The sequence below is a fragment of the Leptolyngbya sp. GGD genome (assembly GCF_026735145.1).
Lineage (GTDB): Bacteria > Cyanobacteriota > Cyanobacteriia > Leptolyngbyales > Leptolyngbyaceae > Leptolyngbya > Leptolyngbya boryana.
Genome location: NZ_JAPQKE010000001.1, coordinates 634,200 through 659,469 on the forward strand (window position 1 = coordinate 634,200; position 25,270 = coordinate 659,469).

A 25,270-nucleotide genomic window follows, 5' to 3' on the forward strand; every position below is an offset into this window, starting at 1 on the left:
AGCTACCGTCGAATAGAGTTACACTGGGCTAGGCATTATCATTGCCAATTGCGGAAAATTTCGGAGAAAGCAAGACAATCCCAATTTGTCTGAGTGATAGCCTTGGAGTTTGGAGTTCAATTGCCAATCTGGTCGATGGTCAAAGCAGATAGATTGTGATCTCATCCTCATTCCTGACACATTTCGATCGCTGACTGCAATCGAACCTACAGCCTCAGACTTTTTCCGGCTAGAAGAATATTAAGTGCAGTAAGGTTGGTCAGATGATCAAAAACGCTCTGGAAAGCGTCTCTAATTTTGTAGTATGTGATACAAAATAGCTGCACTTATCCTAGCAGACGAACGGGAGTATTCCTCTGCTCAATGATCAGAATGATCTTTTACTCAACCCAGACATTTCTTAGAACAATTTCCATGAAGCATCAGCTTTAACATTTCTACTAAAAGGTTGTTATCAATCCCCCAATCGGGTGAGAGCGTTTAGATTTTAGCAGAATATTTTTGCAATCAGCCTAATCATTCTCATCGATTTAATACAGGATTCATGAGGCGGACTCGGAAATTGTGCAACCGTAAGTTTTGACCTGTCACGCAGCTATCGCCGTTAAGAGAAGAACAACCCGAGAAATTATCTTGATCATCGAACCCTTTCTTCAGTCTTTAGAGAGATGAAGCGATCCCTGATATGCTATACGCAGCGATTCACGGAGAAGGAAATGTCAATCGTTGTCGATTTAGAAATGTCAGACACAGAGTACTTAGAGTTACTGACTCAAGGACGCAATCCGGTGTGTGAGCAAATTTATACTCAGCAACTAAGCAGCTATGGCTTTAGTTTGACCGAAGCCAAACAGCTTGCACCTTTGTTTGAAAAAGCAGATTGTTCGATCGCTGAAAAAATTGCCGTCAATTGCGCCCTCAAACAAGTGTGGAACCACCTGATCAAACTGGCGTAAAACCCGCCACCCTCGCTGAATTTAGCCTTGCCATAATAGAGAAGTAGCAAGCATGAATCAGCATGGTAGCGAGTCCCGTTTTAGCCCGCGAATCGAAGCTTTGGATGCCTGATCGAGTTCTCTTTACACCCGCTGCATTAGATGAACCGTGGGGACAACAGATTTTAGAGCGAGTTCAAAGCTTAGATTTACCGATTGAAGAACTTCCCAAAAACCGTTTGACTGGCTTGCGTGGAGAAGATGATCGTGAGACTTACAGCATTGCGAAACGAACGTTAGCGATCGTCACCGCTCCTCAAAGTCAACTCAAGCTCAGTCCGATCCCGCCTTCTGCCGATTGGCAGTTTCATCTTGCAGAAGGCTGCCCTGCGCATTGCCAGTATTGTTATCTCGCTGGCAGTTTATCAGGGCCACCTGTGATTCGAGTGTATGCAAATCTACCTCAGATTTTGGATAACTTAGCTCGATACGAGCATCCTAATCGTGAGACGAGCTATGAAGTGAGTTGCTACACTGATCCGCTGGGGATTGAGCATCTCACGGGCAGCTTAGCCGAGTGTATTCGTTACTTCGGTACACGCCAAGATGGCTATCTGAGATGGGTTTCTAAGTTCAGTCATGTGGAAGGCTTATTAGATCTGCCTCACAATGGACATACGCGCTGTCGAGTCAGCGTGAATGCTGCACCCGTGAGTCAGCGCTTAGAAGGCGGCACAGCTTCTGTCGAGGAGCGCTTGCAAGCCCTGAGACGATTAGGTTTAGAAGGCGGTTATCCTTTAGGCATTGTGATCGCGCCGATTATGCCGATCGATGATTGGCAAGCGCATTACACACAGTTACTCGATCGCATGTCTGAGCTGATTGACTTCGATTGTGATCTGACCTTTGAACTGATTTCTCATCGCTTTACACCTGGCTCGAAGCAAGTCCTCCTAAGTTGGTATCCGAATACGAAGTTAGATCTCGATGAGTCTGCGCGAGTTGTGAAGCGGAATAAATTCGGCGGCATGAAATATGTATACGATGCGAAGACGATGCGCGAATTGCGACAGTTCTTTGAGCGAGAATTAGCACGGCGATTTCCACATGGGAAAATTCTGTACTGGACATAAGCTCAATACGCTAAGCTGATAGCGTAGATCGTGGGTTTTGCTCATGGCTCTTTTACGCTTTGTCTTTATCCTTGCGGTAGCAGGCATTCTGGTTATCTTCACGCTGTCAAATTCAACAGTGCCGATGTCGATCGTATTTCTAGGAGTGCGATCTCCCACGATGCCACTGTCGTTGTGGATTTTAGGTGCGATCGCGCTTGGGATTGCAACGACAATCATCATCAACTTCCTGTTTGGATTAACACGATTTGCAGCGCGTCGATCAGAACGTAAAACGGTTCGGCAATCGACAAAACCCGCAGGCGTTTACACCTACGGTCAACAATCCCCTCCCTCGAAAAGCGAGGATGCGGACGATTGGTTTAGTGATGGGAGTGATGATTGGGGAGAGACACCGCGCAATCGTCCTCGGCAAGAGTTCGAGAAGCGTCAAGAACCGACTACAGAAACACGATCTGGGTCGTCGTACTCCTACACCTATCGCGAACCTACTACACCGCCGGACGTTGTGGATGCAGACTATAAGGTGATCAAACCACCGACTCGAAATTTGGATGAGGAAGAGTTCTAAATGTTAAACGGGGTGAGTGTTTTTCTCATTGGCATGATGGGGGTGGGAAAAACGACGATCGGGCAATTATTAGCACAGCGCTTGAACTACGAATTTCTCGATACGGATATGTTTATCGAGCAAGCCACTGGGCAAAGTGTTTCGACCATTTTTGCTGAATCTGGAGAAAGCATTTTTCGGCAACTCGAAACGGCGACGCTATCTCAGGTTTCTTCACGGTTGAGAAAGGTTGTTGCAACCGGAGGCGGAATTGTTGTCACTCCAGATAATTGGAGCTATTTGAAGCATGGCGTAATTGTTTGGTTAGATTTACCCGTTGAGCAGATCCAAAAGCGTCTGAGTGATGACACGACTCGCCCTTTACTTCAGCAGCAAGACTTAGGAGCACGTTTAAACCAGCTTTTATCTGAACGTCGATCGCGCTATGCTCAAGCCGACATTCATATCTTGATCCAGCCCGATGAAACGCCTGATCAAATTACAGAACGAGTTTTGAGAGCGATCGCGCAAGAATGCGATCGGAAACGTCAAATGGATGAAGCGATTCAACAGTTGAACAAGGAGATGCCCTTCCAAACCAATGCAGATTGAACGCAAAAATTATCCTCATCTCGACAGACCCCTAGGTGCGTATGTGCATACCGTACGCCACGGTGACTTACTGTTTATTTCGGGCTTAACCGCGTTCAATACGCCTGCACAAGACGAAGATCTAATCGCTCAGGCTGAAGTGATTCTCGAACAGATGCAAGGTATTCTTGAAGCAGAAAAGACGAGCTTTCAAGGATTACTCAAAGTCACGATATTCGTTACCGAGCTAGGACAACTGAGTCAGCTTAGAACTGTTTTATTTCGCTACTTTGAACAGCACTTGCCTGCAAGTTCCCTTGTACAAGTCGAGAGCCTTTTTGTGCCAGGGTTGAAAATCGAGGTTGAAGCGATCGCAGCACTCACCGCTGCGTAAAGCAATTCCACCTGTAAATTTTGGGTTGATCATTGATTGCGCTTTCCCGCCCGTGATTGAAAATCACGGTCTAACCGTGCGAAGTCTCTAAAGAGACTACCAGAATATAGCGATTCAGTCCGTTCAGGGACTTTGCACAGTTAGCACGGGGTTTAAAACCCTGTGCGGGAGAGTGAGATCGACAAATCAACCCGAAATTTACAGGTGGAAGCAATTTCCGAGATTCTCCGAAAATTTATCAACCTAACCCCGTAACCCGCTGCAATGTCGGCGTGAAATCTGGATACGAAATCGCTGCCGCCTCTGCCCGATGAATCGTCGTCGTCCCCGCAGCATTCAACGCCGCGATCGCTAAACTCATCGCAATCCGATGATCCGTATAGCTATCCACTTCAGCCCCTTTCAGAGGCGTTCCACCTGTAATTTCCATTCCATCCGGGAGTTCTCGAACCGAAGCTCCCATCTGATTTAGCTGCGTCGCCATCACAGTAATGCGATCGCTCTCTTTCACACGCAACTCTTCCGCATCTTTAACAATCGTGGTTCCCTCGGCAAATGCCGCTGCCACTGCCAGAATTGGAATCTCATCAATCAATCTTGGAATCACATCGCCTGAGATTTCACAAGCTTTCAATGCACTATGCCGCACTCGCAAATCTGCTACAGGTTCGCCTGCAACTTCCCGCTGATTTTCCAAGGTAATATCAGCTCCCATGCGCTCGAGAATTTCTAACACACCCGTTCGGGTTGGATTCACCCCAACATTCTCGATCGTCAAATCTGACCCAGGTACGATCGCCCCTGCAACCAGCCAAAATGCCGCTGAACTAATATCTCCCGGCACAACAACAGTTTGCCCCGTCAATTGGGATTGTCCGGTTACGGTTACACTATTCGTTTCAGGATCAACGGTTAAATCTGCTCCAAATGCGCGCAACATCCGTTCACTATGATCGCGCGACAAGGCTGGCTCGGTGACGGTTGTTTTTCCTTGCGTCATTAATCCAGCAAGTAAAACGCAGGATTTCACTTGAGCCGACGCGATCGGCGAATGGTAATGAATCGGCTTCAAGACCTGCCCTTGAATGGCTAAAGGCGCGAGCGAATTTTGCTTGCGTCCCCAAATCTGTGCGCCCATTTGCTGAAGGGGTTTCACGACACGAGACATCGGACGCGATCGCAATGATCCATCTCCGGTTACGGTAAAAAATCGATCCGGATGCGATGCCAAAATTCCGAGCATTAATCGTAAGGTTGTGCCAGAATTTCCCGCATCTAAAACATCCACAGGCTCGACTAAATTTCCCAGTCCAATTCCCTTGACTCGCACCTCTTCCGTGTTCAACTCCGAGATTTCGGCTCCCATCGCCCGAAAACAACTGGCTGTACTTCTCGGATCTTCTCCTAAAAGCAATCCGTGAATAACGGTTTCGCCTTGAGCCAAAGCGCCCAACATTAACGCCCGATGCGAAATCGATTTATCTCCTGGAACCCGAATTCGACCTTGCAACGCCAGTCCCGCACTCGGGCGCTGAATCACAAGATCGTGGTGAGCATCGGTGACATGAAGCGCGATCGCTTCACTGTACGGGTTCGCAGAAGTCATAACACAATAAAATTACAGACAGCATTCGCTATCATCCGTTAATGCAGCTTTAGCGTCAATCATCCTCAACCTTTAACAACTGCTCATCGATCGCTTTCAATCTGCCTTTCACAACTTCCTCAGACAAAATTCGCTTACGCAACGCATCATTCAAGGCATTTTTTTCCGCTAATAACAACCGTCGCTTCACTGCATCAAACCGAGATGCCTGAAAGGTAAGGACAGTAGATTTCTCCGAGCGACGATTGTAAAAATCTCGCAGCGATCGCTCGGCCGCTGCCACTTTAATTTGATAGCTCGATCGCAATTCCTCATATACTGACTTCGGCAAAACCCCACTTTTGAGCAAGGTGTCGAGTTCATCCTGCGCTGCTTTTGCCGTCATTAACTGCGATTGCAATCCTTCGACCCACTCTTGCACCTCGGAACGATGAGCCAACTTCAATCGTTGAACAATAAACGGCAATCCCACCCCTTGCACAACCAGCGATAACAACACCGACCCAAACACGATCGCAATCAGCGATTCTCGCCCCGGAATACTCGATGGCAAACTTAACACCAAAGCCATCGACAACGAGCCTTTAATATTGCCCAAAAACAGCACGTGTTGCCACTTGATCGGAATGGGTCGATCAAACACTCCTACCAATGCGAGTAGGGGATACACTGCCAACATCCGCCCAATCTGATATGCCAACACAGCCAGCAAGACCGCAGGCAAAATTCGCCCCAACGTATCTAATCGCAGTTCTAATCCGATCAGCAGAAAAATAAACGTATTGACTCCGAAGCCTGCATACTCCCAAAAGCTCAGAACCGTGATTCGACTCGATGCCGAAACCTTCCGCGATCGCTCCAAGTTTCCCAACATCAAACCCGCAATCACGACTGCTACCACACCCGAAACATGCAGAAATTGACCTAATTGAAATGCACTCAGCGCGATCGCCACAGTCAACAAAATACTGCTGAGTGGATCATCTTCGGATTGCAAATACAATTCCACTCCCAAATACCCCAGAACCAAGCCAACCGCGAGTCCGCCAACAATCACGACCACCAACTCGCGAATCCCATCAGTCAGCGCAATGCTACCAGTCGAATTAAATTTCAAAACCAAACTGAACAGCACCAGCGCAATGCCGTCATTAAATAGGCTTTCTCCTTCGACGATCGTGATCAGTTTGGAGGGAACTTCCACCTCTTTAAACACGGCAATCACCGACACTGTGTCCGTAATCGCCAAAATCACTCCAACCAACAGCGCTGGAATCCACTCCAATGCCAAGCCAAATTTTAGTCCGATCGCTGTGATTCCAACCGCGATCAACACGCCTGGACCTGCGAGCAGCAAAATCGGCTTCAGCGTACTTCTTAACCGACTAATATCAGTATTAATCGCTGCCTCAAACAGCAAAATGGGCAGAAACAAATTAATAATCAGCGCTGAATCTAATCCAACTTTTCGAGGCAGAAATTCCGCGATCGCGACTCCTGCTAGCACCAATCCCGTCACATAAGGCACTCTTAACCGTCGCGACAGCAATGCCACAATCGTCGCCACCAACAGCAAAATAATCAGTACCGTCACTAACTGCGCGAACTGACCCTGATCACCCACCGCGATCGCTAATATTTTTCCTGTCATAAGTTCTGAGCTTCTACCCCAACGCCACTAAAAACCATACCTTTCGTTGGGGAACTAAGCTTACTTTTTGAACCAGGCGATCGTCTAAATCTCCGCGATCGCCGATGGTTCACCCTAATCTTCCAACACAGACGGAATTCCCAACACTGGACAGGGGAACTGCACCCCCAATTGCCTCACCAGCGGATGGTCGCCTGTATCACATCCCAAAATCAACAGCGAAGCCTTCTCAGCCTCGACAACTTCCTTCAACTCTTTTGCAACACGCCCAAACCGCAAATGCGTCTTCAGGGAACCGCGCCATTCTTCCGCCATACAGCGCGCATTCCATAAGATGCGATCGGCTTGCTCAAACAGTTCCGCCATCCCAAACTGCGGACTTGCCATCGTTTCTAATTCCGCGATCGCAGTTCGGCTGGTCTGCCACTCATTTCCCGCTTCTTTTTTCGAGCGTTTCGAGGTGCTATTAAAAACCGGAATCCGGTTCATCACGCCATCATCAATCACATACACGACTTGAACCGTCACCTGTTTACCCGTTGCCAAGCGTGTTTGGTGAGCAATCCATAATGTCAGATCCAGCGCCGTCTGACTACTCGGCGAATGAGAATAACCAACGACCAGATTGATTTCTGGCTCCTCGGCATGGCTTGCACCTGCCATCAGCAGCATCTTCTGAACCAAATCAGTCCGTCCAAGCGTGCCTTGGAGCCGTACGAGCATCGAATGAATATTCACGAGTTTGAAACCTCTCCTAACTACACAGGGCTGAGAGGTGGGTGAGGGATTTTTGACGATCGCAGATAGACGATCGAAATTCAGGACACCATAATCGCAGAGAACTGCGTTCTGGAGAATCCTCCCAATGCTGACGGAGTTAGCTGACGGGCTAAGACTGGAAGGTGTCTTTCTCAAACGGGTGTTTGAGATTCGCCCCAAAAATTGGTTCCTCCGTTTTGAATTCAAGCACCCTAAAAAGGGCTTAGATTCAAATTAAGCGACCCACAGATTGACTTCCCTAAAGTGTTGACAAAAGCACCCACAACAAAAAACCAGGTACTCTGGTTTGATCTTGCTGTTGGCTAATTTAATACGGACATGCGAGAAAGAACTGCTACTTATAAGACAAAACGAGGGACGTAAGCGAGTCGGCCTCGGTAGCAGAATCATTGCCATTATAACAACTGGTACTGGAGCGTACCATTTTCCTCACATATTGTATTGTTCTTGACAGCAAATTTCTTCCATTTCCACCTTTAGTATTTTCTAAATGCAGCCGCTTTGTCTTCTCTCACGAGATACAGATTGGTTGCAAATGTCACTCAGTTGTTCGAGAAATTAGAACAGGGAAAATCTTCGGGTGGCGTTAAGGATTGGATTTTCGGTACCGTTAACATTTTTTGATAGAGTCTTGCGGCACGGCTAGAACGCTTAAATTTATCCAGAAGTTCTAAGTAAGCGAAGGGGAGAACGATGACCCAAAATAGACACGCGATCGCAATCACTAAGCCTGATATCCGTTGCTCTTTCTTGGTTAAATCATCTTGATCATGACGGAAAAATTCGAGCCAGCTAATGAAGAGAACTGGCATCACGGCTACGTAAAATAATCCCGAAACCACTAACAAAACTTGCATAAACAACTCTTTCCTCAAACATTGACGTTGCTAGGAATTGAAATCGTAGCGACCCCGTGTTAGTCCCGTAGCTTTCCTCCTCTAGAGATACTATGCAGTTCTGAATATCTGCGTTAGCAAAATCACTGAATGTTGTTCTATAGATTTATGAAAGACATTGTTACACGGCATCGTATCACGTTGTAAATGTTACCCAGCATCACCTGTTACCTACCAGTGATTAAAATCATTGACGCTGAAACAATAAACCCACTCCCAACAGCGCAATCAGGACACCCATGACAGATCGTATGCTAACGCGATCGCCCAAAATCCGAGTTAAGGGTATGACAAATAAGGGACTGGTACTACTCAAGGCTTGTGCGATTCCGGTTGCAGCGAATTTCAGAGACGTTTGCTGAAGTAAAATTCCTAAATAAGTACTCACGAATCCCGTTGTTGCAATCACGACAAACAATCGACGATTTTGTACGGGTTTAACCAGTTCAACCGATTGGCGTTGCAGCAAGATCCAGATGAGCAGTGCGATCGTACCGCCTAAAAGCCGAATTAATGTACTCCAGAGTGAGTCAATTTCAGAACTGACCAGTGCGGCTCTTGACATAACGGCACCTGTTGCTTGCCCAAGAGCGGCGAGCAGTCCGAATAAACTGCCCCGAAGCGGACGGAAATTTTCGTGAACATCAGAAGCCCGTTCTAAGATCACCCAAACGACTCCGACAATCGTCAACCCAATCCCAAGCCAAGCCGTGGTTGAAATCTGCTCTTTGAGAAAGAGCAAGGCAAACACAGCAGACATAGGAGGTGCAAGAGTTTCAAATAAAAGGGTTCTTCTTGCGCCGATGCAATTGAGCGCGTTGAAATAAGCAGTATCACCGAAGCCAATGCCGATCGTGCCGCTGAGAAAGAGCAGGAGAAAATGAGCCGGATCGATCGAGGGAATATTCCACTGAGTGAGGAGTAAGGTCAGGACGAGCAAAACGATCGCAATCCAGCCCTTGGTGAAATTCAAAGCCAGCGGCTTGATTTGCCGTCCAACGCCCGTATAGACGATCGAGGCAGTTGCCCAGATCAGGGCAGCCATTAGCGCAGCGATTTCACCTCGAAATTGAAGAAAGAAAGTCAAAGTAAATCAACCAATTCAAGTGTTTGAGCCGGATCGACGAGTGTATTCGCGCAGAGAATTCCCGAAGCCGCAACAGCAGGCACACCAATTCCGGGCATGGTGCTATCTCCAACTCGGTAGAGATTCTCAATTGGCGTATAACAACTCGGAAATAATCCTTGTCCAGCAGGAATTCCGGCTCCGTATGTGCCTTGATATCGTCGCAAATATCGCGCATGAGTCAGCGGAGTTCCAATCAGTTCCAAGACGATGCGGGATTTCAAATCTGGAATGACTTTCTCAACGGCACGAAATAGCGACTGCGATCGCTGATGTTTTTTCTGCTCATACTCGGCATTTCGCGCCCAACCTTCAAAAGGTTCTAACGTGTAAGCATGAACAACGTGATGCCCATCTGGAGCCAGCGTCGCATCCCAAACCGAGGGAATCGAAATCATGCAGGTATTTCCAGGAATGGTGATGTCTCGATCGTCATGCACGACCACATGATGACCTGTTAAACCTTCTAAACCCTCTGCGCGAATGCCAAGATGCAAGTGCATAAAACTCTCGATCGCTGGCGTTTTGAGTGCGTCTTGAGTGTTCGGCAAGGGATCTAAAAGTTGCGAATATGTATCCCAAATTGTGGCGTTAGAGATGACGATCGCTGATTTTAATTCTTCGCCATTTCGCAACCGCACGCCTCGAACTTTGCCGGATTCAACGAGAATTTTCTCGACATGCGTACCCAATCGCAGCGATCCGCCCCATTTTTTCAGCCCTCGCACCAGGGCATCGACGATCGCGCCACTTCCCCCGATCGGATAATCAATCACAGAATTTGTCCGCTCTCCAAACATAAAGGCAACTTCAGGCGCGATCGTGCCGTGAGCCTTTAATCCAGACAATAGGAAACATTCCAAATCGATGAGTCTTCGCACCCAAGGATCACGAACCGTTTGATCCATCAAATCGCCAACAGAAGCTTGAATCATCCCCAAATTCGGGAGCAATTTCAGCAACGAAGGAAGATAACGACTCAACAAAAGCGGGGCTAATTTCCAATCGCTGCGTAGAGCGAGCGTCGGAATTCCGCGTAAGCCTTCGTAGAGTTTGAGAAACCGTTTTTCAAGTTTGACAAGCTCGATCGCACCTTGAGGAGAAATGTTCGCGATCGCCGATCGATACTTTTCTAAATTTCCATACACCGGAAGAGTCGCGTCTGGAAAATGATAATGACCAAACGGATCATAAGGAATCGCTGCGACGGGTTCTTCTAACACCGCTAAAACTTGGCGCAGCGGATTGACTGAATGGGCATCGCTCAACCCGCAGTAAAACGATGCCCCAGAATCAAAATGAAATCCTTGCCGCGAAAAGCTGTGAATTGCGCCGCCTGGAATAGTATGGCTTTCACAGACCACCACCGACTTTCCATATCGAGCCAATAATGCCCCTGCGACCAGTCCACCAATTCCACTCCCGATCACAACAATTTCTGTATCGTGCATATGAATGTTCCAAGTAGTGTTTCCACTACTTAACGAGTGTCAGCCCTTGTGAATAAAATGAACTCAAGTATTCTCGTGATTTTAAGACAATGTCATTTTTTGATTCCGAGATCGTTCAAGAAGAAGCTAAGAATCTTTTTCAGGATTATCAATCTCTAATCCAACTAGGCAGCAGCTATGGCAAGTTCGATCGTGAAGGCAAAATCATGTACATCGAACAGATGGAAGCCATTATGGATCGCTATAAAGTATTTATGAAACGCTTTGAGCTATCCGAAGATTTCTCTGCTCAGATGACAGTTGAGCAATTGAAAACTCAGTTGGGTCAGTTTGGCATGACTCCACAGCAAATGTTCGATCAAATGCAGCAAACCTTGAATCGGATGAAATCCCAAATTGACAAATAAAGCGGGTCGGGCAAACTGCCCAACCCCAAGAATTTGTTACGGTTTTTCAAAGTCCGACATGGGGCGGAACTTCTCAACAGGCACATCCTGCAACGCTTGAGACATAAAATCTCGCCAAATTGGAGCGACAAACGTTCCTCCCGTTGCACCCTGTCCTAGCTGCGAGTAGTTATCGTTTCCGACCCAAACTGCTGTTGCAAGCTGAGGCACATATCCCACAAACCAAATATCGCGCTCTGAAGAAGTTGTTCCCGTCTTTCCGGCAGCAGGACGACCAATTTGGGCTGCAGTTGCTGTTCCGCGCGTGATTACACCTTGTAGAGTGTCATTCAGAGCAGCAGATGCCCAGGAATCAAGGACTAGTCTTGGTTTCGGCGTGTTGTCTAAAATCACATTGCCACTGCTATCTGCAACTTGGGCGATCAAGGTTGTATCTGAATACCAGCCATTGTTTGCGAAGGTTGCATACGCACTCGCCATTTCTAGCGGTGTCAGGTCAACGGCTCCTAATGGCAAAGAGATCACAGGATCGATGGGGCTTTTGATACCAATACTTCGGCAGATTTCAACGACTTTATTTAAGCCGATTTCTTGACCCAGCTTGACCGCAGGGACATTTCGCGACTGCTCTAGCGCGCGGCGTAGCGTCATCGCTCCACCAAAACTACGATCGTAGTTTTGCGGATAATACATTTCATATCCATCTGGATATCCTACTGGCGCATCTAGGATCGTTGCATCGGGAGAATATCTGCCAGAGGCAAAAGCCGCGTAGTACACAAACGGTTTAAAGGCTGATCCAGGTTGGCGAAGGGCTTGAGTTGCACGGTTATATTCGCTCTTCTTCGCATCGACTCCACCCACCATCGCTTTGATAAACTGCGTCCGGGGATCGACTGAAACGATCGCCATCTGGTCGGCATACACCCCTTGGTTATTCAAGGTACTAATCCATCGACGGGCAGTATCTTCAGCAGCCCGCTGCATCTTAGAGTCGATCGTGGTTTGAATGCGCATCCCACCTTTGAGCACTGCATCGCGCCCGAATCTACGTGTGAGTTCTTTCGTGACCTCATTCGTAACATAGGGCATCTGACTGGTCTGGAACGAGGTGATTTTGCCAAGTTTAATCGGCTGTTTGCGAGCGGCAGTTTCCTCTTCAGCCGTAATCCAGCCCAGTTCTCGCATCCGATTGAGCACATCGCCTTGACGGGCTTTTGCCGCTTTCAGATCGACAAAGGGGCTGAGATCTTCCGGCGATTGAATCAAGCCTGCCATCATCGCAGATTCAGCCAGATTCAGCTTCGATACATCTTTGCCAAAATAACTTCTTGCAGCGGTTTGAGCGCCGTAGTTGTTATGTCCCCAATAAATCTGGTTTAGATACATTTCCAAGATTTGGTCTTTCTTGAAAATCTGCTCAACTCGCAAAGATAGAACGGCTTCTGCCACTTTGCGGCTGATCGCACGCTTCGGGGACAGAAATAGGTTTTTCACAAGCTGCATGGTCAGCGTCGAGCCGCCTTCAACCGTGCGTCCTGTCGTGAAATTCGCCATCGTGGCTCGGGCGATCGCGCCGCCATTCACCCCACGGTGTGAATAGAAATAACTATCTTCAATGGCAATCACAGCCCGTTTGAGATGAGGAGAAATTCCATTGAGGGGAACCACTTCTCGATTTGCCTCACCGTGAATACTGGCAAGCATTTTGCCCTTGATATCGTAAATATGAGTGGTTTCGCTCGGTTTGTAGCCTCGCAGCGATCGCACGTCAGGCAAGTTGCGAAAACTGATCGCAAGTCCGACCAGTCCACCTGCAATCACCGAACTTGACAGCATCGTAATCGCAAGTAGCGTTCCTCCTGTCACTTTGCCGATAGATTGAACAAATTCTCGGGTGGTTTCAGGTTGGCGCTGCTTTTGTCTTAAGGTGTTAGACGACACGGCAAACTCTCTTTCGTAAAAGTGGGGTTCGATGCTTGGATGAGTCAAGCGTTTCCGGGTAAGGATTCCGTAACTCTAGTAGGATAATTGAGACTTGCTGAAATGGATCAAAGTTTCAAGAAAGCTCAGCCAAATGAAAACTATAGTAATGGGTCGAACAAGTGATTGAAAATGGCACAGAGTCAGTATTGTAGATTACGGAACAGATGCAGTCGTTGATTTTCTCAAAAGTATAAAGTATGTCTAACTCGCTTGACTGGCTGTTTCGGGGAACGACAGAGATTTTCCCAGACCAGCCGGATTCTCATCTTCCGACTGAAAATTTACGGGTTCGCTTGGAGAAAAGTGAGCGTCCGTTGCGGATTAAGTTCGGAATTGACCCCACTGGAACGGATATCCATTTGGGGCATAGTACTATCTACCGCAAGTTGCGTCAGTTTCAGGATGCCGGACATACTGCGGTGTTGTTAATCGGGGACTTTACGGCAAGAATTGGCGATCCGACAGGGAAATCCGAGGTGCGGAAGCAGTTGACCGAAGAAGATGTCGCCGCGAATGCAAAGACGTATTTGCAGCAGTTGCGCCCGATTCTGGATTTTGATACGCCGGGGCGTTTAGAGATTCGTTATAACTCTGAATGGCTGTCTAAGTTGGATTTGGCTAAGATTCTAGAACTGTTAGCGACGATGACGGTCGGGCAAATGCTGGCAAAAGAAGGCTTTGCCGAGCGGTATAAGCAAGGAACCGCGATTTATTTGCATGAATTTTTGTATCCGTTGATGCAAGGCTACGATTCGGTTGCACTAGAAGCCGATGTCGAATTAGGAGGAACCGATCAGAAGTTTAATTTGGCGGTTGGACGTGATTTACAGCGGCATTTTGGACAGACTCCGCAATTTGGATTATTAATGCCGATTTTGCCAGGATTAGATGGCGTTCAGAAAATGTCGAAATCGTTGGGCAATTATGTAGGACTGTCAGAAGATCCGCTCAGCATGTACTCGAAATTGGAAAAAGTCCCGGATTCGACGATCGCTCAATACTTCGAGCTGCTGACCAACTTGCCCCTCGACCAACTGCCTGAGAATCCAAGAGAGCGTCAAAAACTTCTTGCCCTCGATATCGTTACCCAGTATCACGGGAAAGACAAGGCTTTAGAAGCTCAAACTGCTGCTTTAAGTTTGATTCAAGGTGGTGGAAGCCAAAGCGATGCTGTCCCAGAGTTCTCGCTGTCTGGGCTGCAATTTCCATCGAAATTGTTTTATCTCGTGAGTGCCGCCGGACTGTGTAAGAGCAGTTCCGAAGCGCGGAGACAAATTCAAGGCGGAGCCGTCAAGTTAGACGGTGAGAAAATGAGCAGTCCGGACCTGCTGTTTGAAACGCCAGACGCTTTGACCGGAAAAGTGCTTCAGCTTGGAAAGAATAAATTTGTGCGGTTTGTACCATGAACGATCGAATTATCGTGCCGTTAGATGTCCCGTCTGAGGAACAAGCGATCGCGCTCGTCGATCGCCTTCCTCAAGTTACGTTTTGGAAAGTGGGGCTAGAATTGTTCGTCAGTTCGGGTTCCAACATTCTCAAAGTCTTGCAAGAGCGGGAGAAGCGGATTTTTCTCGACCTGAAGTTTCACGATATTCCCAATACGGTAGCAGGAGCTTGCGCGGCGGCGGCTCGGTATGGCGTGGATTTGATTACGGTTCACGCGACAGCAGGAAAGGCAGCCTTGCAAGCCGCACAAAGTGCGATCGAGGCAAATAAAGCGCCGGGGTCAGATCCGAAGTTGATTGCGATCACTGTTTTGACGAGTTTATCGGCGCGATCGCTGGCATTTGAGTTAAAAATTCCGCTGGAATTGCCAGAGTATGCGCTGGAAATGGCGATGTTGGCGAAGGAGAGCGGATTAGGGGGAGCCGTATGTTCGCCTCATGAGGTGACACAGTTGCGCGAGGTGTGTGGCAAGGATTTTGTCTTGGTTTGTCCGGGGGTGCGTCCTGCATGGGCGGCTGTTGGCGATCAGCAACGGGTCATGACCCCGGGGCAGGCAATGAAGGCGGGAGCGACGTATTTAGTCATTGGCAGACCGATTACGGCAGCAGATGATCCGGGGGCAGCGTTTGAGCGAATTTGTGAGGAGATCGAAGCGGCTTCTGTCTCTTAATCGTTTGATTCACTTGGATGTCTCAAGATGAAATCTTTACCTTATTGGGCGCTCATGAGTGTTTGGGCGATCGCGGTTTCTCAATTTCCTGTCCAAGCTGCAACTCGTGTCGCTTGCCCCACTGAGATCGAACCGCTCGTCAGGGCAATGCTGCCTGAATTGCCAGGATATGCCAATCGCATTACAGTGCGAGAACGCTTAACTCGAAGTCAGAAAAGCTCCGTCATTCTAGCAGGACGACCCGAATTTGAACCGCTGCCGCTCAATTCCGATCGCCCCCCCGATCCAACCCTCAAACAAGTCTTTATCACGACATTAGGACGAGAATATGTGGGAAACAAGCCAGTCGAACTGCAAGAATTTCACTGGCTCTTTCTCACTCGCAGCCAGCGAGGATGGCAACTTCCGCTCATGTTTACCCGCATTGGCACGACGACACCAGGGCAACCGATCACTCCGCCCCGCGAGAGTCGAGAAAGCTCGATCGGGAAAGCGATCCAACTCTGGTTACAAGATTGCGATCGCCGCGGGATTCGCAAGAGAAATTAGGATTCTTGAATCGATCGATTAACAGCGTTACAAGAAAGTGATAGTGTGAGTCGCCATATTTTTCTGTTAATCAACAAATAAGCAAGATGAACAAATAAGCAAGATGATTGATTACATTTCTTTATCTTTATGTCATCTCGTTCAACAGTCATCGGGTGAATGTGGTTGAACAGGATCTTAGGCAGAATAGTACAAGTTTTCTTTGGAAAGAAATACGGAAGTTTTCGCTCTAATTCCCATGTCGATGGGTAATATGCGGAACGTGAGTCGATCTAACATTCCAAATCCCGGTATTAGGCAGAAAAAGTCGGTCTAATCCTCTAATTTGGGATGTTATGCCGACTTTCATCAGCCTAACTCGCCCTGACGGGATGTTATGCCGACCATTTTCGGTCTAACGTCCGCATCTGGATGATTAGGCGGAAAGAGTCAGTCTAAACAATTGTTCAACCGCGCTATCATTCATTGATCTGTTAGCAGTTGGGAACACTCAAAGCACGGTCGAACAACTTCGCTGGAACCGACCCATTCAAACTGCTTTATGGTGACCGCCCAGCCCGTTAAAGCGAACGGAGCGACAGAATCGCTCAGGGCGGTTCAGCTCAGATCGTTATATCGACTCTTATCTGAATCCTTACTGAAACGATAACACTACATATGTTGCCATCACCAAGCTTGTATTTACCTACACCTGATGGAACCGGAAATAAAGTCGAAATAAAACATAACGGATCGGTAGTGATTGTAGGTGCCAACGGGTCGGGGAAAAGTAGACTTGGAGCATGGATAGAACGGAATGCTAACGATAATGTTATCGTTCACCGTGTATCTGCTCAAAGAGCACTAAATCTTCCTGAATATGCTGTGATCAAATCTCTTGAGCAATCTTTAAATGATTTGCTTTGGGGAAATGAAGATTCCAAGTATGCAAATAATCAATTCAAATGGAATCATCGCTGGCAAGGTAAACCTGAAACATTTCTTCAGAACGATTACGGAAAAGTTCTATCCAATTTATTTGCAAGAAGTGCAGATCGTGATAGAAGGCACTCTGAAGAAACACGTTTAAAGCAAGTGTATATTCCTGTTGAAGATTCTCCAATTGATATTTTAGTTAAGTTATGGGAAGAGATACTTCCTCATAGAAAAATTTCTTTAATAGATGGGAAAGTGAGTGTCAAAGACATAACTTACGGAACTGAATATCATGGAAAAGAAATGAGTGATGGTGAAAGAGTTGCCTTATATCTCATGGGACAGTGCCTCTGTGCTCCTCCAGGTTCTATATTAATAATTGATGAACCTGAAATTCATCTACATACGTCTATAATGCAATCCCTATGGAATAAACTTGAAGAGGCAAAACCAGATTGCCTTTATGTATACATTACTCACGATCTTAACTTCGCTTCTACTCGCGTTAGCACGACGAGCATATGGGTCAAAGAATTTGATGGCGCTCGTAAATGGGTATGGGAAGAAGTTCCAGAGGTTGATGAGTTTCCTGAAAGTTTATTGCTTGAGTTACTAGGTAATCGCAGAACAATTATTTTTGTCGAAGGAGAGAAAGGGGGCAAGGATCATGCAATATATCAATCAGTCTATAGAAATTATAATGTCGTCCCTAGAAATGGATGTCAGAGTGTAATTGAATCAGTCCGAGCACTTCGGCTTAACTCCTCTTTTCATCACGTAAATGTATATGGGCTTATCGACAGAGATTATCGAACAGACGATGAAATAAATACACTGTCAAATGACCATGTATTTTGTATTGATGTTGCAGAAATTGAAAATATTTTATTAAATGAGAAAGTATTACGCCTTATAGCTACAAACCAGCGTCTTGACCCAGACAATACTGTTAATTCTGCAACCAACATGGCAAGAATGCTTCTTGGTAAAGAAATAGAGCGTCAGGCTTCTCTGCGTACATATAGAGCAATTGAGAATAACTTACGCAAGATTGATACTAAATCGGTAGGACTTGCAGCGATAAAATCCTCTGTTGCAAATGCCACATCTGCATTAAATATTGATGTAATTTATGCAGATAATTTTGATCTGTATAGGAGGTTAGCCAATTCTGGCACTTTAGACGAAATACTGAGGTATTACAACAACAAGGGGCTTGTGCAAAATGTTTGCTCGATTTTTGAACTTGGTCGTAATGGCTATGAAAAGCTTGTTCTTCGTATGTTGAACTCCGATGATCGGGAGCAAGTGATAAGTGGACTTCAGCAGTATTTACCATCGATATAACGTTTCGCTTGGAGCGGATTGCCGCAAGGTTCTAGTGCATGACATAGGCTGTTTGCAACCGCTCAAGCGAAACGTTAGCTGGCTCTATCCCGTCTGTGGGACATGCACAAAACTTTCCTGTTCTTCGAAAGCTCAAGCTAAATCAATCTCGTTAACAAGTCGTAAAACGCTGTTATACAAAGGTTCTGCAACCCAAAATCCAGCTTCATTAATCAACGCATCCAACAGCGGTCTCACCTCAGTGATCAAGCCTTTACTTTTCGCTTCGACTAAGATTCCCAAGATGCCTGTGTAGCGAAGATTCAGCCTGTTTGCAACTAACCGACCTCGGCGGCGTTCATCAATTAAAACTTGATCGGCTTGAATCTCAACTGCTAGAGCGATCGCCTCGGCTTCTCCAATATCAAGTTCGTTGCTCAGTGCTTCAACAAGGGTGCGATCGCTAACAGCACGAGTTTGGAGCCAGCCAAAGGTTTGTACTTCAGTCGCACCTGCAACAGGAAAATTGGGGTCAATTAATTCTCGATAAACGGCTTCGGGAATAAAAACCGTTCCATACAGTTGATTAATGAAGATGAAGGTGATTGATTGCAGCAAGATTGTTGATGGGTGATGTATCACTGACGATAATCACAATCTGCCCATCTCCCGCAGGTTCTGAATATCCTGCTCACAATCTTCTACTCCGTAATGTACTGGGATATGACGGCTAGCGAGTAGGTGTTGAAAGGATACACGGTGCATTCCCGCAAAACGACTGGCTTGAGCAAGAGTAAGCTTTTCCCGCTGAAAGAGCATAATAGCGATTTCCTGACGCATTTCAGTCTCAGTCATGCGAGTTGCGGCTAAAATTTCGTCAGGGACAATAATGCTCATGGCTATACTCCTTGCTGCTACTCCTACTATTTTATGCTTCTAAGGCAGCAACTGTCTGTGTTCCGCCCGATCCAGCTAACACTGCGTTGGTTTCATCCTAAAACGCTCTACATTGGACTTCTGCTCAATAGCATAGGCGTTCCCGGAAAAGATGAATATCACCTGTGATGCTTCGCCCTTATTCTGGGGATGGCTCGCAGGTGAGCGTCAATCCAAGCGCTACGATCGCAGCTTGGGGATTAAGCGACAGTTGCGAGTATCCCGTGAGATTTAGGCATTTCACCGAAAAGGCAATCCTGGGTACTTTAAGCTTTGAAGCTTTGCGATTTCTCTTGTGCAAGCTTTTCATTGCCCCCATGAAAGTCATTTATAAAAGCGAAAATAAACTAGCGCTGCAATTCTGTCCCTGGTTTAAGTGGACATTTGTGAGTGTGTTTAACATCTGTGCGATCGTGGTTCTGTTTGCACTTCTCGCATTAACCTGGGAAACGTTTGAGTGCAATCGCAACCTAGCACTTCCAACTCAGGGACACTGTACGATCACTCAGCACAATTGGATTAGTAAACGTCAACGGAGTTGGCAACTGGAAGAGATCAAAGATGTGACTCTAAAAACGGTCGGTTCTGAAAGAAGGGGTTCACTGCGTTATCAGATTCAACTGGTCACGACAACAGGAATCATTGAACAAGCAGAAGTTTATCCCAAACGCTCACAGCAAGAGGAGATCCAGCAGTTTCTGAAGGCTCAGCGATCGCGCATAAAATTCCAAAGAGATCAGCGATCGTACGCGTTTTTTTGTTTCACGCTTTGTTTGGCAGGGGCAGCAGTCTTTGGGATTTGGGCAGAACGAGTGACGCTGGAGATCAGCCGATACACTCAGCGATTAACGTTGAAACGACGGAATTGGATTAGAACCCGGACGACTGAGTATCCGCTAGACCAAATTGCAGAGGTGACGGTGCAGAAAAAACGGGGTGGAAAATTTGGTCCGATGGGACGGATTGCGATCGCACTGAAGGATGGCAAAACGATCGTAGTCCATCCTTATGATCGGTTTGATACCGAAGGGAACGGTCACGAAAGAAGTGCGGCAATGATTTGCCGTTTTCTGGCTCTCTAGACGATTTCAGACAGTAGCAGCCCAAATTTTGCACGATTGAGTCTAAATTTCGGCAAGCCTGAAGTTCGGGTTCGTAAGGGTAGAAATTCAGACAAATCGACCACAAGACATTTATCGTTGAGGCGATTTCAAAAAGCGATCGGTGTTGCCCCAGTGCGAGAAGAGTCGGGCACAAGCTTGAAAAAGCGTCGCACGGGCGGCTCATCGCTCTGCCGTAAAGCCTTGTGGCAGTGGATGTTTACGCAAATCGAAGTTCGCCGCAAAACTCAAAACCCCCGAATTCTCGAAATTCGCCAGATCTACCAGACCGCACTCGATCGCTATAGTCTCAGCAGCGACGAACGACCGCGCGGCATCAAGATTAAATTGGCTCGCGCCTACACCCGGCGCAAAGTTGCAATTCTTCTGTTTGAAGCCCTTGTGAAAGCCGTCGCCCAAAGCTGATATATTGAGTTTAAACATTTTCCAAGACTTAGCGATAAAGGTGAGCCATGGCACAGCGGACTCGGTTGGGAGACATTCTAAAACCTTTAAATTCTGAATACGGTAAAGTTGTACCTGGATGGGGAACCACCCCTTTGATGGGAGTCTTTATGGCACTCTTCTTGGTATTTCTGCTGATCATTCTGCAAATCTATAACCAAGAATTGCTTCTCGATGGCTTTAACGTTGATTGGGGCAACTAAACCCAAAAACGCAATTAGCAAAATCATTCCCGGAGTTTTCCGGGTTTTTTTTTAGGAGCGGGATTGAGGGGAACCCCTACAATAGATCGAATCCCCACTCCCTACTCCACCTTTACTTGACTGACATCAGGAGATCGATATGAACTTCTTCGGCATCGGCTTACCCGAAATGGTACTGATCCTCGTCGTGGCACTCTTAGTCTTTGGTCCCAAAAAACTGCCAGAAATTGGACGCAGTATGGGTAAAGCGATCCGGAGTTTCCAGGACGCTTCTAAAGAATTTGAGAATGAATTCAAACGCGAAGCAGAAAATCTGACTGCCTCGGCTCCACAGACCATGGAAGCAACTTTAGAAGAAAAACCAAAAATCGCCCCGGCAGAAGACCCTCAAACGGTTGAGGAGACTGTCGCTGTCACCCCGATCGAGAAAGAGTCCTAATGTCTTCTGAAGCAACGTCCCCGCAGCTGATCGTTGGACTAGGAAACCCTGGCAGCAAATACGAAAATACTCGTCATAATGTCGGGTTCCTGGCGATCGATCGCTTAGCAAAACTCTGGCAGATTGGACTGTCCGAACATAAAAAATTCCAAGGCTGGTTTGGAGAAGGAATGAGTCCGGTCGGCAAGATTCGCTTGCTGAAACCGACGACTTATATGAATAATTCCGGTCAAGCGATTCGAGCGGTCGTCGATTGGTACAAAATTCCACCCGAAGCGGTGATGGTCATTTACGATGACATGGATTTGCCAGTCGGTCGGCTACGATTGCGGTTATCCGGGTCAGCTGGTGGGCAAAATGGAATGAAATCCGCGATCGCTCATCTGGGAACTCAGAAATTTCCTCGCCTAAGAATTGGTATCGGTAGCGCCAAATCGAACGAGAAAGATGCGGTATCTCATGTCTTAGGAACCTTTGCCCCGAATGAGAAAGGTGCGATCGACGAGGTTTTAAACCTCACAGTCAGCGCCGTCGAACTCAGTCTCAAGCAAGGGGTTGAAAAAGCCATGAGCCTTTACAACAATCAATCTGTAGAGTCGAAGTCTGCATCATGAGCAAACGTCTCCCTGAAACCACTGCCCATGTCCGCATTTTGCGCCAGTCCTGGCAACAGGGCAGTATCGAAGGCGAGGTCAGAGCAAACGAATATGAGTGGCAGTTTCACTGGCATTTTCGACGCGGATTGCTGAACATTCAGCCTTCGCTCGGACGAGCCTTGATTAAGGAACCGCTAGGGAGATTTTTGGAAGCGAAAGATTATCAGCTTGAACCGGGTGGGGATTATTCGTTTACGATTCGGGCGGAGTTGTGAACTCCCCCACTCCCTACTCCCCTACTCCTCCACTCACCAACCGCCCCAAATACCGCTCAATCAACAAAATTGCCACAATGTCATCAATCGGTCGCGGCGGCGTTCTCATCCCTTCAGGAATCAGCCGCGTTAGCCCTTTCGGTGGATACATTTGCCAATAGCGATCGCGCGCCTCTAGCGAACTATTGCGCTCATCGACGGTGATAATTCGCATCGGCTCACTAAGATCAGTCTCTAACTTCTGTCGCCAGGTTTTAGAAGAAGTCTGATCACCCATGACCAACAGCGAAATCGGAAACTGACTCCTCAGAGATGCGATCGTCGAAATCGTCTCTTCAGACGAGATCACTTGATGATAATAAATTCGGCGATCGACTCCCATCACTGCGACTCCGCATTTTTGTCGCCCTGGATCAAATCCCAGAATAACGGGCTGTTCCGCCATACTCACCTCTTGCCGTTGTTCTGTCTACAGATTGCTAATTCGATGCCCGCAGCACAACCTGCCCATCCTGCACCGCTACTAATTCTATTTTGAGCGGTCCCGCTGTGTAAGTCACATCCGATGCAACTGCCCGCAATTCAATCGAATTCGGATAGCGGCGAAGCTGATCGATAAAAGATCCCAGACTCAACAGTTTCTCAACCTCTAGTCTGTCATTCATCACCCCTGCGACACGGGCACGGGCATTAGAAGCTGCAATTAGGTCTTGTAAGGTTTTCTGAAAATCCTGGGGGGACAGTTTAGACGGTTCCAGCGTTTGAGTCGCGATCGTATCTCCTGCTAAAAAGACAACCTGATTCGGCACCGCACTCATATTCACGACAACGCCTCGGTCGTCACCGAGAACATAATTTGCCCCGGCTTGCACCCGCACCAGATAATCTTTACCATCTTGAATTTGCTGAATGAGGTTTTGCACTTCCGCAATCGGGATTTGCACAATTTGCTGATTGTTCTGCCCCAGGCGAAGCGACTCGATCGCGGTCTGATTTGCCAATTGCAGTAATTGATCGACCGCTGCTTTGGCTCCACCTTGTTCGACGACGCGCACAACGCCTGAAGACAGCACTTGTGTCCGAAAAATTGCCAGATCACCTCGGCGAATCTGTTCCACATCTTGCTGAATCTGCTGAACGGCTGCCACGAGAAAAGCTCTCTGCTGTTCCAGGGTTTTCAATTCTGCTTCGCGTTGAGCAATGACTTGATCGCGCTCATTAATTTCGCGATCGCGCTTTTCAATCAGGGCAGTTCGTTCCGCAATTTGCGCATCTCGTTCCGCAATTTGGGCTTTCACCTGATCCCGTTGTTCAATTAACGCCTGCTGCTCAGATTCCAGCTGATTGATTTCGTTGCGGAGCGAAAGTGCTTGCTGAGAAACTGTTTCTAGCTGATTGCGGGTGAGATCTCGCTGCGCTTCTGTCCTGCGAAGTTGGGCATCGGTTTCTCGTTGTCGAGCGACTGAAACTTGAAGATTGGCATTGAGGCGCTTGAGATATTCCTCAATTTGGGCACGTTCCGATCGCGCTTGCTCTAGATCTTTCTCAACCTCAGCTTTTCGCTGATCTGTGGTTTTGAGATCAGCCGTGACTTTATCGAGGTCACGATTTGTCGCCCGCAAATCGGCTTGAATTCGCCCGAAGTTCAACACCATCTCTCGAAAGGTGCGACTGGCAAGCAGTAAAACGCCTAACGTAGAGGCAGAAATCAGCGTGCCCGTCAAAATCGTCACGACAACTGCTGTTTGTTTGGGACGGAGATTGAACAAGCTGAGGCGGGCTTTTCCCACGCGCGTTCCTAAGCGATCGCCGACTGTCGCGATCACCCCTCCTAACACCAACACCACCAAAATTAGAATTAGCCCGACATCGGACATGACGCTCCCACAAACCCCTAGACATACTGCACTCTAAGGGCACTTTCAGACTTTGCCTTTCATTATGACTGCTCGCTCTATGATTCGCGTGAGTCACTCAGGACTGAATTCTAATCGAATTAGGTAAATTGTTGACTAAGCGTTACCGGATTATGAACGGTTATTTTTTTCTTGTGAATTGAGATCATTTTGTCCTGACGCAAATCGCCCAGTAAGCGGGTGACTGTGACGCGAGTCGAGCCGATTGCTTCAGCGATCGCTTGGTGAGACAGTTTGAGATCAATCATGATCCCCTCTTGTGAGGGCACACCAAAGTCACGACACAGAATCAGGAGGAAACTAACAAGACGCGATCCCATATCTCGGTGCGCCAGCGTTTCGATCATCATTTCAGTTTGTAAGATTCTCGACGACAAGCCTTTCAGCATCAGCATCGAGAGTTCGGGATTGTCTTTGAGCGCTTTTTCAACTTGTTCGATCGGAACAGACAGCAATTCGACAGGGGTGAAGGCAACTGCGTGATAAAAGCGATCGGCACGTTGTCCTGTGATCAGAGAAAGCACCCCGAACACACTATTTTCTCGAAGCAGCGCGACGGTAATTTCTTCTCCTGCCTCGTACACCCGTGAGAGTTTAACCGCACCCTTGACGAGAAAGTAGACCCGCTCCGCCGGATCGCCCGGAAAGAAGATGGTCTTACCGCGTTCAAACGTCTCTACAACAGGAGGATATGCTCCCCCTCCAATCTGACGAAACATCGCTGCAAGCGGTTTATCCTTGGTCACTACCATTTCTTTCCTTGTCGTATCGAGTGAAGCTGGGAAGTCTAACAGTCTATGTAAGCAATCGATGACTTTAGACCACTAAAACTGAGTCTATGATCTGTTTTAGTGTCGTAAACTACAATTTCGCTTTGATCTTCAGAAAACTCAGTAAATTCTCTAAGAAGAAGGCGCAATTTCGAGTC

The 25,270-nt window shown here is 47.4% G+C and carries 28 protein-coding genes and 1 riboswitch; of the genes, 16 read left to right on the plus strand and 12 right to left on the minus strand.

The annotated features are described in order from the left end of the window. Positions 1–716 precede the first annotated feature (716 nt). From OU814_RS03005 to OU814_RS03025, 5 genes are all read left to right on the plus strand, one after another. On the plus strand, positions 717–956 hold the full coding sequence (locus OU814_RS03005) for a hypothetical protein (RefSeq protein ID WP_190648933.1): 240 nt from the start codon (positions 717–719) through the stop codon (positions 954–956). A 62-nt stretch (positions 957–1,018) separates the two neighbouring features. Further along, positions 1,019–2,068 carry a spore photoproduct lyase family protein gene (locus OU814_RS03010; protein WP_017290586.1) on the plus strand — a complete coding sequence of 350 codons (1,050 nt, stop codon included), beginning with the start codon at positions 1,019–1,021 and terminating at the stop codon, positions 2,066–2,068. A gap of 43 nt (positions 2,069–2,111) precedes the next feature. Further along, on the plus strand, positions 2,112–2,639 hold the full coding sequence (locus OU814_RS03015) for a LapA family protein (protein WP_017290585.1): 528 nt from the start codon (positions 2,112–2,114) through the stop codon (positions 2,637–2,639). After that, positions 2,640–3,230 carry a shikimate kinase gene (locus OU814_RS03020; RefSeq protein WP_268180361.1) on the plus strand — a complete coding sequence of 197 codons (591 nt, stop codon included), beginning with the start codon at positions 2,640–2,642 and terminating at the stop codon, positions 3,228–3,230. After that, entirely contained in the window at positions 3,220–3,603 is a 384-nt protein-coding gene (locus tag OU814_RS03025) for a RidA family protein (RefSeq protein WP_017290583.1), read from the plus strand. Before OU814_RS03020 ends, OU814_RS03025 begins: the two co-directional genes overlap by 11 nt. Before the next feature lie 238 nt (positions 3,604–3,841). Here the strand turns inward: OU814_RS03025 and aroA are convergent, their stop codons facing one another. The 6 genes from aroA to OU814_RS03055 all read right to left on the minus strand — a co-directional run bounded on the left by aroA (position 3,842) and on the right by OU814_RS03055 (position 11,113). Continuing rightward, a complete protein-coding gene (gene aroA, locus OU814_RS03030) occupies positions 3,842–5,209 on the minus strand; it encodes a 3-phosphoshikimate 1-carboxyvinyltransferase (protein ID WP_017290582.1) in 1,368 nt (455 codons plus the stop codon). A gap of 55 nt (positions 5,210–5,264) precedes the next feature. Then, the gene (locus tag OU814_RS03035) at positions 5,265–6,860 is read right to left on the minus strand and encodes a cation:proton antiporter (RefSeq protein ID WP_190648946.1); all 1,596 of its coding nucleotides are present in this window, start codon (positions 6,858–6,860) and stop codon (positions 5,265–5,267) included. Positions 6,861–6,974: 114 nt separating this feature from the next. Further along, positions 6,975–7,598: a universal stress protein gene (locus OU814_RS03040; protein ID WP_268180364.1), complete on the minus strand. Its 624-nt coding sequence runs from the start codon at positions 7,596–7,598 to the stop codon at positions 6,975–6,977. Positions 7,599–7,714: 116 nt separating this feature from the next. Then, positions 7,715–7,839, minus strand: a riboswitch (cyclic di-AMP (ydaO/yuaA leader). 343 nt (positions 7,840–8,182) lie between these two features. Continuing rightward, positions 8,183–8,497 carry a hypothetical protein gene (locus tag OU814_RS03045; RefSeq protein ID WP_268180366.1) on the minus strand — a complete coding sequence of 105 codons (315 nt, stop codon included), beginning with the start codon at positions 8,495–8,497 and terminating at the stop codon, positions 8,183–8,185. Between the two features lie 226 nt (positions 8,498–8,723). Next, positions 8,724–9,623 (minus strand): DMT family transporter, encoded by a 900-nt coding sequence (locus tag OU814_RS03050; protein ID WP_268180368.1) that lies wholly within the window; start codon positions 9,621–9,623, stop codon positions 8,724–8,726. Further along, a complete protein-coding gene (locus tag OU814_RS03055; protein ID WP_268180370.1) occupies positions 9,620–11,113 on the minus strand; it encodes a phytoene desaturase family protein in 1,494 nt (497 codons plus the stop codon). Before OU814_RS03055 ends, OU814_RS03050 begins: the two co-directional genes overlap by 4 nt. An 89-nt stretch (positions 11,114–11,202) precedes the next feature. On the opposite strand from OU814_RS03055, the gene OU814_RS03060 reads away from it, so the two are divergent. Next, positions 11,203–11,520: a DUF1825 family protein gene (locus OU814_RS03060; RefSeq protein WP_017290575.1), complete on the plus strand. Its 318-nt coding sequence runs from the start codon at positions 11,203–11,205 to the stop codon at positions 11,518–11,520. Between the two features lie 36 nt (positions 11,521–11,556). On the opposite strand, the gene OU814_RS03065 is transcribed toward OU814_RS03060, so the two are convergent. Then, positions 11,557–13,464, minus strand: coding sequence for a transglycosylase domain-containing protein (locus tag OU814_RS03065; protein ID WP_017290574.1), 1,908 nt, complete (start codon positions 13,462–13,464; stop codon positions 11,557–11,559). A gap of 239 nt (positions 13,465–13,703) precedes the next feature. Between OU814_RS03065 and tyrS the strand changes: the two genes are divergently transcribed. From tyrS to OU814_RS03085, 4 genes are all read left to right on the plus strand, one after another. Further along, on the plus strand, positions 13,704–14,912 hold the full coding sequence (tyrS, locus tag OU814_RS03070) for a tyrosine--tRNA ligase (RefSeq protein ID WP_268180373.1): 1,209 nt from the start codon (positions 13,704–13,706) through the stop codon (positions 14,910–14,912). Continuing rightward, a complete protein-coding gene (pyrF, locus tag OU814_RS03075) occupies positions 14,909–15,622 on the plus strand; it encodes an orotidine-5'-phosphate decarboxylase (protein ID WP_268180375.1) in 714 nt (237 codons plus the stop codon). Before tyrS ends, pyrF begins: the two co-directional genes overlap by 4 nt. A 27-nt stretch (positions 15,623–15,649) precedes the next feature. Beyond that, a complete protein-coding gene (locus OU814_RS03080) occupies positions 15,650–16,171 on the plus strand; it encodes a hypothetical protein (RefSeq protein ID WP_268180377.1) in 522 nt (173 codons plus the stop codon). A 657-nt stretch (positions 16,172–16,828) separates the two neighbouring features. Next, on the plus strand, positions 16,829–18,433 hold the full coding sequence (locus OU814_RS03085) for a DUF4435 domain-containing protein (protein WP_268180378.1): 1,605 nt from the start codon (positions 16,829–16,831) through the stop codon (positions 18,431–18,433). 132 nt (positions 18,434–18,565) lie between these two features. Here the strand turns inward: OU814_RS03085 and OU814_RS03090 are convergent, their stop codons facing one another. Together OU814_RS03090 and OU814_RS03095 are read right to left on the minus strand one after the other, a co-directional pair. After that, complete coding sequence (locus tag OU814_RS03090; protein ID WP_268180380.1) at positions 18,566–19,030, minus strand: DUF3368 domain-containing protein; 465 nt, start codon at positions 19,028–19,030, stop codon at positions 18,566–18,568. A 33-nt stretch (positions 19,031–19,063) separates the two neighbouring features. After that, positions 19,064–19,309 (minus strand): UPF0175 family protein, encoded by a 246-nt coding sequence (locus OU814_RS03095; protein WP_268180382.1) that lies wholly within the window; start codon positions 19,307–19,309, stop codon positions 19,064–19,066. A 167-nt stretch (positions 19,310–19,476) separates the two neighbouring features. Between OU814_RS03095 and OU814_RS03100 the strand changes: the two genes are divergently transcribed. From OU814_RS03100 to OU814_RS03125, 6 genes are all read left to right on the plus strand, one after another. Then, entirely contained in the window at positions 19,477–20,430 is a 954-nt protein-coding gene (locus OU814_RS03100; protein WP_268180384.1) for a hypothetical protein, read from the plus strand. Positions 20,431–20,547: 117 nt separating this feature from the next. Next, positions 20,548–20,874 carry a transposase gene (locus tag OU814_RS03105; protein ID WP_268180386.1) on the plus strand — a complete coding sequence of 109 codons (327 nt, stop codon included), beginning with the start codon at positions 20,548–20,550 and terminating at the stop codon, positions 20,872–20,874. Between the two features lie 47 nt (positions 20,875–20,921). Next, positions 20,922–21,116 (plus strand): photosystem II reaction center phosphoprotein PsbH, encoded by a 195-nt coding sequence (gene psbH, locus OU814_RS03110; protein WP_017290543.1) that lies wholly within the window; start codon positions 20,922–20,924, stop codon positions 21,114–21,116. Positions 21,117–21,255: 139 nt separating this feature from the next. Next, positions 21,256–21,555, plus strand: coding sequence for a TatA/E family twin arginine-targeting protein translocase (locus OU814_RS03115; protein WP_017290542.1), 300 nt, complete (start codon positions 21,256–21,258; stop codon positions 21,553–21,555). Beyond that, positions 21,555–22,169 carry an aminoacyl-tRNA hydrolase gene (gene pth, locus OU814_RS03120; RefSeq protein WP_268180388.1) on the plus strand — a complete coding sequence of 205 codons (615 nt, stop codon included), beginning with the start codon at positions 21,555–21,557 and terminating at the stop codon, positions 22,167–22,169. Before OU814_RS03115 ends, pth begins: the two co-directional genes overlap by 1 nt. Then, a complete protein-coding gene (locus OU814_RS03125) occupies positions 22,166–22,426 on the plus strand; it encodes a DUF3146 family protein (protein ID WP_017290540.1) in 261 nt (86 codons plus the stop codon). The genes pth and OU814_RS03125 overlap by 4 nt, the downstream gene beginning before the upstream one ends. Before the next feature lie 13 nt (positions 22,427–22,439). On the opposite strand, the gene OU814_RS03130 is transcribed toward OU814_RS03125, so the two are convergent. The 3 genes from OU814_RS03130 to ntcA form a co-directional block, all read right to left on the minus strand. Then, positions 22,440–22,871: a resolvase gene (locus OU814_RS03130; RefSeq protein ID WP_268180390.1), complete on the minus strand. Its 432-nt coding sequence runs from the start codon at positions 22,869–22,871 to the stop codon at positions 22,440–22,442. Positions 22,872–22,905: 34 nt separating this feature from the next. Next, positions 22,906–24,303, minus strand: a complete 1,398-nt coding sequence (locus OU814_RS03135; protein ID WP_017290538.1) for a DUF3084 domain-containing protein — start codon at positions 24,301–24,303, stop codon at positions 22,906–22,908. A 119-nt stretch (positions 24,304–24,422) separates the two neighbouring features. Next, positions 24,423–25,094: a global nitrogen regulator NtcA gene (ntcA, locus tag OU814_RS03140; protein ID WP_017290537.1), complete on the minus strand. Its 672-nt coding sequence runs from the start codon at positions 25,092–25,094 to the stop codon at positions 24,423–24,425. Positions 25,095–25,270 lie beyond the last annotated feature (176 nt).